Genomic DNA, 14,325 nt, shown 5'->3' with positions numbered 1-14,325 from the left:
CGCCCCGCACCCGCCCCGCCACTTCGGGATTCTTCGTAAGGTTTAGTCCCCCCCCGCCAACGCCGGCGGGGGGGCGGCAAACCGACGGTCTACGCGGCTAACGACAGTATTACCGGCAGATCTCTCGGTGGGAAGAAGCCCGACCGGCCAACATTTGCCATGCCGGTAAATATCTCAACGTTCTGGCCAACTCTCACGGAAAGTGGTGGATCAGCGTTCTCAAGAATAAAGAATTGTCCAAGATGGCTGATTGACGCCAAATGCTCGTAGAATTTTTCAGCAAGCCCGGTAGCTTGTATGGCTATTTCATCTGGCTCAAGATCGCCGTATTTGACCTGAACGAGTGGTTCTCGGTAGGTCAGCAACGGTGTGTCGAGTATTAGAATGCCTGGATGCGGAAGATTTTTCTCGCGACAATATATTAAAGTTGCCACCTTAAAGGCCGCGTGAAGAATTGCCCTTACACCCTTCCCGTTAGCCGCACGTTCTTTTCCTCCAACTTCGATATCTTGACGCAAAGGATCAAAGCGCACGTTTGCCGCATCCGGAAAATTCCATGCGGAAAGTACAGATTGCACTGTTTTAGAAAATTCAAACGCCGTCGGACCGTCGATACCGACAGCTAGTTTTTCCCCCTTCTTGCGAGATAAAGGGACGTCAAGTTGCGAACGCTTCAACTCAAGACGGGCGCACTCGTCATAGACCGATAGTTGAGCATCCACTTCGGATTTTCGCAATGACAGCGCTTCATATGCCTGGCGAGCCAATGCTTCCTGGGGACGGGCGTCAGTAAGTTGACGCTCGATTTTTACGAGTTCGGTTTCGGCATTAGCTAGGCGACGGCGCAAACCTTCGGCCTCGGCGGAAAGCGATTGCTGAGTGAGTTCAAGATCTCGCCGTTCCAACGAGATCTTTCGAACTTCCGCAGCCGCTGCGCGGTGAGAACGAGCGATTTCCTCGGCTCCGTGTTTATGAATTTGTGCGTCCGCTGGCGCGCCGCAGACTGGGCACGACCGGCCTGCGATGGCCATCAATAAATACCCGCCTTCTTCCAAGGCCTCCAAACGCTGAATGTCGGACGTGTATATGGCAGCCAACTTCGCGAACCGACTGAGAGTCAATTCTAACTCCAAGAGCCGAGCAGACGTCGCCTCGACCATGTCTGCGGTTCTGCGCCGCTCGCTTACCAGCGCGTCAATAATATCTAAGCGAGATTTAAAGGTATCGTGATGAGAATTAAGGGCATCTTCCAGTGCAGAAAGTTGCTTTTGGACTGCCTCTCGAGCTGGAGCGTCCTCACCAAGCTGGTCCTTCAGACTCGCAATCCACTCATCGATGAGTGCGATTTGCGCCGTCTGCGAGGCCTTTCTTAGCTTCGGATCCTGCGTAGTCACTACAGCTGAGTCATCCCGGCCGGTGAGCAGGACTTTGAAGATATTTTTTTCCGCAGTTTCCCGGATCACCTGGCCGGAGAAAAGTACGGGACTACGTTCCGATATAATCGTTTCTTCCGAAACAAACATGTAAGGAGCAAGATTTCGGAAAGATAGCGACTCTTTCTCGCCATTCATGTTCTTGGCGACGACCTTGCCACTCATCCCGATTTTAGTCAGCAGGTACTGGGAAAGGTTATCTGGCCTCTTTGCATCATGTTGAGCTTGCAGTAACTGCCCTTCCTCGCCGGAAGGAGTGCTAGTTAATAAACCATCAAATATCTTGAAAGCGCCGCCTGACGCTGCTCGGTAGACGGTAACATGCTTTCCGTCGGGTAGGACCAGCCCCATCCATAGAGCGTCGTAATCCACGCGTTGCTCGATACCTGGCAGTGGTACCGATCCGCCAAACATGAAGTTCAGCGCCTTCAAGGCGAAAGACTTTCCCGTATTCGATGCACCGTACAGAACGTTAAGCCCGTTCACAAAATCTAAGTTCGCCGTTTCGACGTCCGGACCGGTAAACGCCAGATGCCGAAGTGTAATACCTTTCATCATGCGAAATCGCCGGGGCGTTCACTAAGGCCGAACTCAGCCGTCCACCGACCAACCTTAGCCTCTACTAAGGACGCAAACTCTTTCGAAGGTAGCTCGCGAACGTGCTCCGCAAGCCAACCGGCCCGTTGCTTTAGCTCAAGCGTGTACGGTGCCTGCAACATGTCAAGGAAACTCGGGGCGTCTTCGCTGGCAATAAAAAATACACCGTCCTCTTCGCTTGATACGTCTATCAAGTGAACTTCTTGCATCAGTCGAAGGCTTTGTTCTACAAGTCGCCTTCTGACAAACAGCTCCCCATCGCGTCCTGGCAACGCAGGATGAAGGCTCGAAGGGGCATGCTGGCCGCCAAGCCCTTCCAGATCGGCTGTATGTACGACGAGATGATCGAACCAGGTCATCTCCATCAGGTCACATGAACGAGGGTAGATAGCGTCCAGCAAAATCAGGGCGCGGATGCCGGTTTCCAGCGGACTGTTGAACAGCTCGGCTTCCTCTCCGACATGCTCCCTCATCGTGTCCACTTGAGCCGTCCCTCGTTGACGAAATGATGGCAAAGCCCCTGCTTCACCGGTACCCGTCCATATCGCCGCATGACACCCGAGGGAACGACGCTTTTCGCTTCCTTCATAACTGCTACCATTCGGGCGAGCGCGTCAGGATGCACCTCTCGATAGGCATCGACAACTCCGTGGTAGATGTCGTCATTGAACGTGTCTAACATTTCGGGAAACGTTGAATCTCGGTAATATCGCTTGAAGGCCGCGGCCTCGAAAAATCGAGTACGTTGGTCGCGGAGGTCATCCCCCCAGTCGGGGTCCGCTATCACATCAGTGGCATCAGCGAATGCGACCCCTCGACGCGCTCCATACGCTTGAACGAGTTCAGTAAGGTATGTTGCTTCCTCCAGCACAATCCCGTCGGGGGCTACGCCCCGCGGGGCCTCGCCTGGGTCCTCCCCAAACCATTTTACAAGAGCAGGCTTGATGTAAGGATCCTGCGTCAGTTTTACGGCATCCAAGGCAAAAACGTTTTTGAAATCGAATGCGTCCACCATCGCCTCGATATCATCAGTAAATGGCACTGACTTATTTTGAACTAGATGCGGCTCACAAACCTCCGCCCACCGCGATTTACATGCCGCTCGAAAGCGCTCCGGATGTGCTATATAAGTTTGTACGTTTCGAACCACACCTCTTGGCGCGACGAAGGTGTACGCTCGCGGCAAACGAAACTCGCCGGCTGCGGCGTGCATGAAGATTTTTCCAAGCTCCAAGATGGCGCTGGACTCGGATAGTCGCGTACTTAGCTGCTTGCACTGGAAATTATCCCAATCGCCCTCGTGACGTGCGCTGGTCGCGTACCCAACAACGTCGCGGCCCATGTCACCCGAACCGTTCCATCGCTCAGACTGCACGTAATCACGGGTTCGAAATAATAGCCAATCGGCAACAAAGGCCTCCAGCCTTTCATCCGTTAATCCTATTACACTGACGGCGTAATTAGTTCTCATTGCGTCGGCTTGGGGCAACGAATTTAAAAAAGAAAGAGCTTGTGAATACAATTAGGGAGCCGCTTATCTATCGGACTGGTTAATTTGCCCACGCGGTCCATTTCGTCTCTGCGTCCTCCAGGGCTTCCCAGTCGTCGCCACTGGCGCGGTTCGCCTGAAGCCACTTACGTGCCGCGTCGACGTCGCCGCCTCTCGGGAACGCGCGGTCGATCGCCGCGGCGTTGGCGAGTTGTCCGACGAAGCCACCGGCATCGCGCTGGGTTAGCAACCAGGCGCCGAACGCCACGCCCGGGGCATCTTCCTGTTCGTGGTCATTGGTCATCGATATCCTCCTTCGATCGTGTAGCGTGTTCCGACCTAGTGCATGTCGTAGGTCTAACCTCGTAGCCTTCGCTCGAACCGCTTCCAGTGCCGTTCGTCCCGACCGTATAGTGGGAAGGATGGCGGCAGCGGCGTCGGCACGATCCTGTTCGGCCTGCCGCCGCATATCGAACAGCGTAGGTATCGCGGCAGATTCTCGATCGTGCTGTTCACCCGCTTGAGAAAACACCAGCGGGCGAGAACGTCTCGATGTACGACGCCTTTGCGCCCGCAATGGCCACAGACAGCGCCGACATTCGCTTCATGCTTGGCAAAGTCGCCCAGCGTCCTGAAGCGCGCGTTGCCCATAGGTCACCAAGGCAAGGGGATCTGTGTCGCTTCGGCGTTCATCGGCTGAAATAGACCGCTATAAACATGCTGCGCGACTTCGAGTTGGGCAGCTGCCCGAAGGGTTTCCCCGGGCGCGGCAAGGCCGATCAGCGCCCAGGCCGGGGCGTCGTCGATCAACGAGGCGATTCGTTCCGCCGTGATCATGCCGCCCATCAGAGGTAGTCGGTTGAGTAGGTCGCGTACGGTGACAGGCCACGACGGGCGAACTCCGCTTCGATCGGCGCGAGCAGCGTCTCCGGCCCATCCTCCATCGCTTGAAAGTAGATCGTCTGCATCTCGCATGGGCGGATGTCGGGTAGGATCTCCGCGATCAGATTGTGCGTCTGGCTGAAAGGCTGTGCGCCGTGGCACATCGACTCGGGTGCATGTTCCATGCTCGACCTATAGCGGAACAGATAGGGAACGCCAAGCGCGGGCCCGTCGGTGGCGACGCAACAAAATTACGCGAAAGAAAATTACAAATCGACGGGGCACGCCCCGCCGCCCTCCGAACCTGCTACCCCGAGAAACACGCTATTCCCCCCGCCTCGCCCGCGGTCTTTTCTTGTCGCAAAAGGTGCGGTCGAATAGCCCCACACGATCGGCCTAGGTCCTAGGATGCAGGGTCGCGTGTACGTCTCTTGCGGCGGTGCAATATGGTGCAGCAGCACATCGATTTTTGAGCATCGCGCGACTGCTAATTTCCTTCATCACGTGCCGCCAACCTCGACGGCTTTCGTTAATCTTTCTTCGACGAAAAGGCGAAGTTCGTTCAGGTATTGGGCATCCCGTCTAAGTATTTCTTCAGTTAAGAGCTTACCATGCTCAACCTTGCGGTAAACCAGCTTTGTTTCCGACAAAACTGTGAAAATGCGGGACATGAGCTTCGCTCCGTCTACGCGTTGTAGCCAAGCCTCATTGCCGGTCACTAGCGGCAAAGAGGATGGATCTTTTCCCCCCATCAATTCTGATGCTACGGAAGATATCGCCTGCGTTACCGTTTCGGGGGTGATTTTTACTCCAATTAATTGAAGTAGTATTTCGGATATAGCGGCCGAGTGCAAAAGATAGTTTTCAATGCAGTATCGCGGCAAAAGTCTGAGCTTGCCGCTAGTACTTTCGAAAACCGCATCCACTGCATCTTGGCTAGCATTGTCTCGGTCCAAAGCAAACGACATACCTCCGCTCAAGGGAGCTACCGCCCTAGCTGTCTGCTCGAATATCCCCAATAGCGCCTTTTTCGTTGAGCCTTTACGCGAGAAATCACCCGTTGATGGCACACTAGCAATTGCTACGGAGCCGGGGATCGCCGTCGAATGGTACGCTAAGATTGCTCGAAAGCAATGCTCTTCCGTTGGGCCCTCAACCCACATGACGCTCTCGTAACCGAAGACATCCAGCATGCTAATACCTAAACGACTAGCCGCCGCTCTCATCGCGTTGACATCAGATCCCGCGATCCGGCGAACTTTTGATTCGTACTGATCGCGCTCTATAAATATGACGTGGTCGCTCGCAGAAGCTGAAATAGTGTCTGCAGAGTGTGTTGATATTATGTATTGATGCTTATTATATAGAAGCTTGAAAAGAGATATGAGCCGCTTCACGGCTGCTGGATGAAGAAAGCTGTTTATCTCATCTACAATAATTACGGCATCACTTGCCGTTATAACAGCTGTTAGTATTGCTATTACTTGTGCAACTCCGGTCCCACACTCATTCAAATCAAATGCCAACTCCTCTTCCGAGCTTTGCGGATCTGTTCTAATCAGTATCCGGTGAGATCCACCAGTGGGCGTGACAGCTATACTTCCAACGCTCGGCAATACTTCACGCACCCGTAACTGAATCTCGTCGAAAATTGCACGTCGACTACCTTGTAGAAAGGCGAGCACGTTAGGCAAATTTGACGCGTTCTCAGAAAGTAACTTCGAATCTGCTATCGCGGCGGTGCCAATGCTTAATCGTTGGGCGGCAAAGTAATATATGCCGGGAACGGCCGCATGATCGAAGAGCTGACCAATGGTGTTCTGCGTTCCGCTTTCCAACCCTACGAAGGTTGGCTCCCCCCCGACCATTCTGACTCTGCGAGCGTATTGATTTGGCTCGTCGGATAGCGTCCTAAAAAAGTCAGCTCTAGCCATTATTTCGGAATTTGGATGACGAATGCCAAAATACGTAATCTCGCTGTCTGATTTCAAGTACGTCAATAGCTCTGTTGGGTAGTTATTTATATTCTCGGATATCGGAATTAATATTTCGACGTTAGTAGCCGACAGTCTATCTAATAGCTCCCGACCATTTATCACTATATCGAGTTCTGTCCGAGATTGCTCAAGGTCACCGGGCCGGAATTTTGTGCCTGATTTGTGAGGCTTGCTTTGAAGCATAGGGCGCAAGGCTGATAGTAGCGCACTTTTCCCAGAATTATTTTCGCCAACGATCACATTGATCGTTGGCGAAAACTCGATCCACCCGGAATCGCTGAAGCTGGCATAGCTGAGAATCTTAGCTTGAGAGATACGCACAGGCGGCTCCGATTTCCGAATAAGCTGAGTCTACCTCTGCGCACTTAACGTCGGGATGCAACGACACATTCATCGCTATCAAGAAGCGTAGTCCTCGGTTTGACCATATCGAAAGCCGCGCATCCTCCCCAGGATGCATCGGGCCGGCGCAAGCCGGCACGGCCGCCAGCGGTCGCTTGACGTTGACCCTGTGGGGATCGGGGCCTCGGGGGCCTGGTGGAGTAGCAAACCTGCGCACGCCAACGGCGTTCCTTCTATATTTAACCTTGTAGGGTCGGGTTCTGACCACCCGGTGGAATCGCGTTATTGAGGTCAACGCGCCGCCCGAGCGAAGCAAGAGCTTTCGCGAGAGGGGACTCGTCGCCGGCACGGAACGCGGCCAGGTCCTCGGCCGAGATCGTGGCAAGCATGGCAGCGGTTTCTTCTTCGTCAGCTTTCCGGCGAGCAACTTCGTCGTCGGGCATAGGCCCCTTCCCCATCATACGGCGCACCATGTCCGCCGCCTCCTTGGGGAGACCGAACCAATAGGCGTTCGTGATCTGCTTTACCTGGGGGCCGAAGGCGTCAGGATCCTCAATCGGCTCAAAGCGACGGATCCAGTCGATGAAGCCGTGATCCTTCAGCCGCGCGAGGGCACTGACGATCGCTCCTCGCGAGCGCCGAAGCCGTTCGGCCAGTGTAGCGATGGCGGGCTCAAGCCGCCCAGTCTTGAAGTCGATCATGCGCATCAGCTCGCGCAGGACGTCGACGCCGATCGCGCCAAGCGGTCCATTACGCTTGCCGGCGATCTTGTACTTGCGATCGTACACCTCGGCAGCACGCATCCGCGCATTGCGCTCGGTCTTGTTGAACGGCCGCCAATAGCGCTGCTCGCGCTCGCCAGCGCGACAGCTGCTGCGACGGACTGGCTGACCGGTGCGGCGGCCCTTGCTGGCTTTCCCGCCTGCGATCTGAAAGAGCGAACGGGCGCTCACGACCGGTTAGCCAGTTTGTCCGAAGCCCGCAGGTTTGCGTGGCCGGTATCTTGTAGGTTAGCCAATCCAAAGTATTGAGTCGGTGAAGTTATTGGAGACCAGTCGGGTGCACCAAATTTCAATTCAGGTTAGCTAAAAGACCTGTCGCTACGATGACGGCAGGCGTGCGCTGGTCGACTGCCGCGCGCTGTACCGCGCAACGTCGCTTTAGGTCTTATGCGCGGTTCACGCGTTGATCTCTCGGTTCAAACAACCGGGTTCTGTGGATCGTCGTGCAGCGGCTTTTCGGGACCTGCTAGCGGAACTCCGTCTCGACGAAGATCGGGCCGGCCGTGGGGGTCGCGAGGATCGGCTCTGCCAGACCCGGCGCTTGCGCTGGCACAGGCTGTCGGATCACGCGGTGGCCTAGGCGCACCATCGGCTCTTCGACGGCATGAGACACGATTGCCGCGATGAGTATCGTCGCGCTCAGCACGACCGCGACGTAGCGTAATGCCGACCCCGGATCGCCCGCGATCAGGATCGTGCCGCACGCCAGGATCACCGGTCCGTGGAACAGGTAGACGGAATACGAGATGGTCCCGAACCACTTTGCCACACGCCGGTAAACCGAACGGCCTTCGACCGCGCGGCCGGTATCCGAGCCAGCGCCGACGACTCCCACGAACAGCAGCAGCGCACCAATATACCCTAAAGTCGGTGCCAGGTTGAAACCTGGGGCGCCGACCGGCGGGACCGTCATGAACTGGACGACCGGCACGATCGCGAGGAATAGGCCGCAGAGTATCCCCACCAGACGCACCGCGATCGCGTTACGCTCGAGCATCGCCAGTCGCAGCATCGTTCCCAGCAACATCAGCCCCAAGTTCAGCGGCAGGTCGGCGGGCAGCCGCTTGTCGACCAGATGCGACGCCAGTGCGAGCAACAGCGCTGCACCGAACAGCGCGACGATTCCTCCGGCCAGGACGAACGGCGCACGCAGCACCCCCCAGGCAACAAGGCAGGCCGCCAGCACGTAGAACGCCAGCTCCGTTGCGAGCGTCCAATAGGCGACGACGATATCGGGCTGACCGACATAATGCTGGATCATGGCCACATTGGCCACGATCGTCACCGCAGCGGGAGCGGGCGCGCCTGTCATATGCAGCACCAGCAGCGCGACGCCCAGCGACAGCCAATAGGCGGGATACAGGCGAAATGCGCGGCTGATCGCGAATCCGCGGACCGGATGATTGGTGCGAAAACTGAACGGAATGACGAACCCGCTGATCAGAAAGAACAGCGCGACGCCAAACCGCCCGAAGTGGAAGATGCCGTCGAACAGCAGCACGCCGGCCTGTTCGATGGGAAGGGGAAGCGCGTGCGTCGCGATGATGGTCTCGGCGAGGTGCTGAAACAGAACGAGCAGCGCCGCGAACCCGCGCAACATATCAAGCGTTTCGATCCGGCCTGAGCGAGGAAGGCGCGAGCCGTCTAAGGCGACTCGCCCCGTGGCAAATACTGTCATTACCCCCCGCCTCCAAAACACTTGTAAGCGGAGAAATCTCTTCTTGGGAACTTGATATTTTACAATGTCCCCGTAACGGATCGATTAGTTAAGATTGCGCTACCATCTGTTTCTTTTGGGCGTCTTTACGTACTTGCAAGCCATCGCAGCTCGCGTGGTTCGCCTGAACCGACTTACGTGCCGCGTCGATATCGTCATATTTTGGGAAGACTTGGTCGATCGCTGCAACGTTGGCGAGTTGCACAACGAAGTCGCTGGCCTCGCGCTGGGAGCGCAGCGACAGGCCCGCCGCCTGCGACGCCTGTCTAAGACGCTCTGGTTAGCGGCGCTTCAGCCGGACCAGCGCGGCATCGAGCGCGGACAGGAAGCTCGACCGGTCGGTCTTCGAGAACGGCGCGGGGCCGCCGATGATGTCGCCGCCCGCGCGCAGGTCGGCCATGATCGCACGCGTGGCGATGGCGCCGCCGATCGAGCCGGTGGTGAAGGGCTTGCCGGTGTTGGCGAGTACGGTCGCGCCGGCTTTCACGCAGCGGTCGGCGAGCAGGATGTCGGCGGTGATCACGACCGACTTCGCATCGGCCTGTTCGGCGATCCAGTCGTCGGCCGCGTCGAAGCCGTCGCTGACGACGACGCGCGAGATCAGCGGGTGGACGGGGATGCGGAAATGGCTGTTGGCGACGATCGTCACGGGGACTTCGTGGCGCCACGCGACCTTGTAGATCTCGTCCTTTACCGGACACGCATCGGCGTCGACGAGGATGCGGATGGTGCTGGAACATACGTTCGTCATCGTACACATCCCGAACCGCCCCACTCATTCCCCGTCATCCTGACGAAAGTCAGGATCCAGGATCAAGCAGGGCGGCGTTCGTTACTCTGGATCCTGACTTTCGTCAGGATGACGGAGTTCTTGAGGGCGACGCGCCCTCCCCCATTGGGAAGGACGCGCCGAGGCTCTCAGCTGCGCTCGCGATTGCCGCGGTACGGGGGCTTCCGCGCAGGAGCCGGCCCGCCACGCGGGGCCGCACGGTGCAGCGTCGAGCGGGGACCGCTCGCATTGCTGCGGCCACCGCCACCGCCGTCATGCCGCGCACCGCTCTCGGGCGCGCCCTGCATCGCCTCGATCGCGACGCCGCTCTCTTCCTCGCCAGCCTGCGCCGTACGCTGGATCGCCGCCGAGAACCGCGACGCTACGGCGCGTGGGATCTCGAACGCCGTCTCGTTCGGCCCGATCCGAATCGCACCAATCTCCGACTTGGTGATGTGCCCACGACGGCAGATCAGCGGCAGGATCCAGCGCGGATCGGCGTTCTGGCGACGACCGATGTCCATGCGGAACCAGACGGTGTCCTCGAAGCCCGCGCGCGGACCCTGCGAACGCTCGTCCTGAGTCGGCTGCTTGCTCTGGTCGATCAGGTCCTCGGCTTGCGGCATCGTCGCGCGGTGCATGTGTACCAGCGCCGCGGCGATATCTTCCGGCGTCTTTTCGGCCATCAGGCGGACGGCGAGTGCGCGATCCTCCTCCTCGACCTCGACCGGCTGCAACAGCATGCCGATCAGGCGCTCGTGATCGTTCTTGCGGATGTCCTCGGCGGTCGGGGCGTTGACCCACTCGGCGTTGATCTTCGCACCACGGAGCATCATCTCGACTCGACGGCGACGCGGGAACGGCACGATCAGGACAGCGGTGCCCTTCTTGCCCGCACGACCGGTACGACCCGAGCGATGCTGGAGCGTCTCGGCATCGCGCGGCAACTCGACGTGAACGACGAGGCTCAGCGTCGGCAGATCGATACCGCGAGCAGCAACGTCGGTCGCCACGCAGACACGCGCACGGCGGTCACGCAAAGCCTGAAGCGCAGCGTTACGCTCGTTCTGCGAATGCTCGCCCGACAGCGCGACGGCGGCAAAGCCCCGTTCGACCAGGCTCGCATGCAGGTGACGTACGTTGTCGCGCGTGGCGCAGAACAGCATCGCCGTCTCCGCCTCGTGGAAGCGCAGCAGGTTGATCACCGCATGCTCGATCTCGGACGGCGAGACCGTGACGGCCTGGTACGAGATGTCGCCATGGCCGCGATCCTCGCCGACGGTCGAGATCCGCAGAGCGTCCTTCTGATAGCGCTTGGCGAGCGCGACGATCGGCCGCGGCATCGTCGCCGAGAACAGCAGCGTGCGGCGCGCTTCGGGCGACGCATCGAGGATCTGCTCGAGGTCCTCGCGGAAGCCCATGTCGAGCATCTCGTCGGCCTCGTCGAGCACGGCGACCTTGAGGGCCGACAGGTCGAGCGCGCCACGCTCGAGGTGATCGCGCAGACGGCCCGGCGTGCCGACGACGATATGCGCGCCGTGCGCCAGCGAACGACGCTCCTTCGAGGCGTCCATGCCGCCGACGCAGGTCGAGATGCGCGCACCGGCCTTGGCATAGAGCCACATCAGCTCGCGGCTGACCTGGAGCGCGAGCTCACGAGTCGGCGCGATGCAGAGCACGAGCGGCTTGTGCGGCGCGGGCAGGCGCTGGACGCCGTCCTCGCCGGCTTCACCGAGCAGTTCGCCGGCCATCGCCAGGCCGAACGCGACGGTCTTGCCCGAGCCGGTCTGCGCCGACACGACGAGGTCGCGACCGATCGCATTGTCCTCGATCACATGAGCCTGGACGGGGGTGAGCGCGGTATAGCCGCGCGCTTCGAGCGCCTCGGAAAGAAGCGACGGAATATTTGTAAAAGGCATGTACGTCCTAATTGGTGGCCGGCTTACGCAACGGCAAGGCACTGGCGTGGTGGTCCCTACAGGACTTGACCCGCGGCCCACCCGCTCGCCCATGCCCATTGGAAGTTGTAGCCGCCGAGCCACCCTGTGACATCGACCGCTTCGCCGACTGCATACAGCATTGGTACGCGTTTGGCTTGCATTGTTTGCGATGACAGTTCCGCGGTGCTGATTCCACCCGCGGTGACCTCGGCCTTGGCATAGCCTTCGGAGCCATTCGGCGTGAATTGCCAGTGACTTAGCGCTCGCTCGGCGTCCTGGAGTTTCCGGTCGGTGAGCGTGGAAATCTCTCCGCCCATGCCCAGACGGTCGCTCAAAGTCTCTGCGAGTCGATCCGGGAGCGTGCTGCCGAGCAATTTTCGCAGAGTCGCGCGCGGCGTGGTACGCTTAGCGGCGGGGAGCCAACCGGACTCGCGATCGGGGAGGAAATCGATTCCGACAGGCTGGCCGTTGCGCCAATAGGACGACACTTGCAGGATCGCGGGGCCCGACAAGCCGCGGTGCGTGAACAGCGCGGCTTCGCGGAAGGCGGTCTTGCCGGCGGTGGCGACGACCTCGGCGGCGACTCCGGACAGTTCGCGGAACAGCGTCTCATCGCCGCCCAAGGTCAGCGGTACGAGCGCGGGGCGTGGCTCGACGACCTTTAGGCCAAACTGCCGCGCGAGATCATAGGCGAACCCGGTCGCGCCCATCTTCGGGATCGACGGGCCACCGGTGGCGATCACCAGCGCGGGCGCGGTGACGGTGCGACCGTCTAGCGACACTCGGTAGCGGCCGTCGGCATGTTCGACCCCGGTGACTGAACGACCGAGCGACAGGTCGACGCGGCCCTTGTCGCATTCATCGAGCAGCATATCGACGATCTGTCGTGCCGAGCCGTCGCAGAAGAGTTGGCCGAGCGTCTTCTCGTGCCACGCGATGCCGTAGGATTCGACGAGCGCGAGGAAATCCTGCGCGGTGTAGCGGCCGAGCGCGGACTTGGCGAAATGCGGGTTGGCGGAGATGTAGCGGTCGGCGGCGGTGTGAACGTTGGTGAAATTGCACCGCCCCCCGCCGGAGATCAGGATCTTCTTGCCCGCCTGGTCCGCGTGATCGACGAGCAGGATCTTCCGCCCTCGCTGGCTGGCGACGGCGGCGCACATGAGGCCGGCGGCTCCTGCGCCGAGGATTATCGCGTCGTATTCGGACAAGTGTAGCTCCGTGCGGCTTGGTTGGGCGAGCCGCTAGTCAAGAATGTTTCCCCGCGAAGGCGGGGACCCAGACTGGGCTCCAGCCTTCGCGGGAGAACAAGGGGTGGCCGCTGTAGCGTGTTCGGGCGGGGCCACATAGGTGGTGAGGCGTTCGTAAGTCTACGAAACCAATATGCCAGATCGCACCACCCCGGCGAAGGCCGGGGCCCAGTTGGGGGACGGCAGTGGCGCAAGTTGCGCCTCGTTACAGCGACCTTTCCAACTGGGCCCCGGCCTCCGCCGGGGTGGTGCCATTTGGGCGGGGTGGTGTCTCTCCCGGTGGTGCCATTCGGAGTGACGCCAAATGGAGAAGCCACAGCCTCCGAAGGTTAGTGGAGCACTACAACGCCCCTTCTGCTCCCTCTCCCCTCCGGGGAGAGGGTCGGGGTGAGGGGTAGCCAAGCAGTGCTCCGCCCGGAACAGCCCCTCACCCAACCCTCTCCCCGGAGGGGAGAGGGCTAAAGCATCCCCGATAGCTACCGCAGCTTAGCGATATTCAACGAGTCTTCCTTCGCCCGAACCTTCACCGACTCCTCACTCCGAGTCAGCGCCTTGGCGATCGCCTTCAACGCCATGCCCTTCTTCGCCAGCGTATGCAGCTTCTGGATCTCGTCCTGCGTCCACGCCTGACGATGCCGCTCGAATTTCGCTTCAGCCATCAGCCGTCATCCTTGTCGATCGCCAGAACCTCGATCGCGTCCGGCTTGTCCGCAAACGCGACCGTCTCGCCAACCGCAGCCCCCATCAGCGCACGCGCCAGTGGTGCCGAGAACGCCAGCCGGTCCTCGCCGGGCTCGGCCTCGTCGCCACCGACGATCGCGATTACGCGCTCAACCCCGTTCATCCGAACGCGAACGCGCGAACCGATCCCGACTTCATCATCCTCGGGCGAAGGCGCGAGTTCGGCGGTCGTCTGGCGCGTGTGCCAGTAGCGCAGGTCGCGCAGCAGCAGCTTGCGCGCCTCCTCGTCCGTCTCCGCCGCAACAGCCGCCTCGATCTCGGTCACCCGCTCGCCAAGCAACCGAAGCCCGCGCGCCGTGACCAGATTAGGCCCCGGCGCGATCGGCTGCTCGAACTTCGGCTCGAGATGTTCCTCGTCACTCTCGCGACGGAAGGCGACGCTCATGCCC

Annotated in this window: 14 protein-coding genes; all 14 read right to left on the bottom strand. The window is 59.5% G+C overall.

Annotation, left to right across the window (positions count from 1 at the left end; all coding sequences use genetic code 11):
• Positions 1-89 precede the first annotated feature (89 nt).
• The 14 genes from C8J25_RS01910 to C8J25_RS01845 all read right to left on the bottom strand — a co-directional run bounded on the left by C8J25_RS01910 (position 90) and on the right by C8J25_RS01845 (position 14,321).
• Positions 90-1,991 (bottom strand): coiled-coil domain-containing protein, encoded by a 1,902-nt coding sequence (locus C8J25_RS01910; RefSeq protein WP_107952025.1) that lies wholly within the window; start codon positions 1,989-1,991, stop codon positions 90-92.
• Positions 1,988-2,503, bottom strand: a complete 516-nt coding sequence (locus C8J25_RS01905; protein ID WP_107952024.1) for an ABC-three component system middle component 2 — start codon at positions 2,501-2,503, stop codon at positions 1,988-1,990. The genes C8J25_RS01910 and C8J25_RS01905 overlap by 4 nt, the downstream gene beginning before the upstream one ends.
• Positions 2,500-3,501 carry an ABC-three component system protein gene (locus tag C8J25_RS01900; protein ID WP_107952023.1) on the bottom strand — a complete coding sequence of 334 codons (1,002 nt, stop codon included), beginning with the start codon at positions 3,499-3,501 and terminating at the stop codon, positions 2,500-2,502. The genes C8J25_RS01905 and C8J25_RS01900 overlap by 4 nt, the downstream gene beginning before the upstream one ends.
• A 79-nt stretch (positions 3,502-3,580) precedes the next feature.
• Positions 3,581-3,823, bottom strand: coding sequence for a YozE family protein (locus tag C8J25_RS01895; protein ID WP_107952022.1), 243 nt, complete (start codon positions 3,821-3,823; stop codon positions 3,581-3,583).
• A gap of 350 nt (positions 3,824-4,173) precedes the next feature.
• Positions 4,174-4,365: a DUF6771 family protein gene (locus C8J25_RS01890; RefSeq protein WP_107952021.1), complete on the bottom strand. Its 192-nt coding sequence runs from the start codon at positions 4,363-4,365 to the stop codon at positions 4,174-4,176.
• Positions 4,365-4,586, bottom strand: coding sequence for a hypothetical protein (locus C8J25_RS01885; protein WP_107952020.1), 222 nt, complete (start codon positions 4,584-4,586; stop codon positions 4,365-4,367). Before C8J25_RS01885 ends, C8J25_RS01890 begins: the two co-directional genes overlap by 1 nt.
• Before the next feature lie 315 nt (positions 4,587-4,901).
• Positions 4,902-6,719, bottom strand: coding sequence for an AAA family ATPase (locus C8J25_RS01880; RefSeq protein ID WP_167397638.1), 1,818 nt, complete (start codon positions 6,717-6,719; stop codon positions 4,902-4,904).
• Positions 6,720-6,979: 260 nt separating this feature from the next.
• Positions 6,980-7,693, bottom strand: coding sequence for a replication protein A (locus C8J25_RS01875; protein ID WP_107952018.1), 714 nt, complete (start codon positions 7,691-7,693; stop codon positions 6,980-6,982).
• A gap of 295 nt (positions 7,694-7,988) precedes the next feature.
• Complete coding sequence (locus C8J25_RS01870) at positions 7,989-9,122, bottom strand: acyltransferase family protein (RefSeq protein ID WP_167397637.1); 1,134 nt, start codon at positions 9,120-9,122, stop codon at positions 7,989-7,991.
• Positions 9,123-9,519: 397 nt separating this feature from the next.
• Positions 9,520-9,990 carry a YaiI/YqxD family protein gene (locus tag C8J25_RS01865; RefSeq protein ID WP_107952597.1) on the bottom strand — a complete coding sequence of 157 codons (471 nt, stop codon included), beginning with the start codon at positions 9,988-9,990 and terminating at the stop codon, positions 9,520-9,522.
• A gap of 167 nt (positions 9,991-10,157) precedes the next feature.
• A complete protein-coding gene (locus C8J25_RS01860) occupies positions 10,158-11,927 on the bottom strand; it encodes a DEAD/DEAH box helicase (RefSeq protein WP_056055171.1) in 1,770 nt (589 codons plus the stop codon).
• Positions 11,928-11,983: 56 nt separating this feature from the next.
• Positions 11,984-13,156 (bottom strand): BaiN/RdsA family NAD(P)/FAD-dependent oxidoreductase, encoded by a 1,173-nt coding sequence (locus C8J25_RS01855; RefSeq protein ID WP_279628709.1) that lies wholly within the window; start codon positions 13,154-13,156, stop codon positions 11,984-11,986.
• Positions 13,157-13,671: 515 nt separating this feature from the next.
• The gene (locus C8J25_RS01850) at positions 13,672-13,854 is read right to left on the bottom strand and encodes a hypothetical protein (RefSeq protein WP_055881387.1); all 183 of its coding nucleotides are present in this window, start codon (positions 13,852-13,854) and stop codon (positions 13,672-13,674) included.
• Positions 13,854-14,321: a GreA/GreB family elongation factor gene (locus C8J25_RS01845; RefSeq protein ID WP_107952016.1), complete on the bottom strand. Its 468-nt coding sequence runs from the start codon at positions 14,319-14,321 to the stop codon at positions 13,854-13,856. The genes C8J25_RS01850 and C8J25_RS01845 overlap by 1 nt, the downstream gene beginning before the upstream one ends.
• Positions 14,322-14,325: the final 4 nt, after the last annotated feature.

This window comes from Sphingomonas faeni (assembly GCF_003053745.1).
GTDB classification, from domain to species: Bacteria; Pseudomonadota; Alphaproteobacteria; order Sphingomonadales; family Sphingomonadaceae; genus Sphingomonas; species Sphingomonas faeni.
The sequence above is the reverse complement of the archived record's forward strand: the minus strand, read 5'-3'. Positions and strand labels throughout refer to the sequence as shown.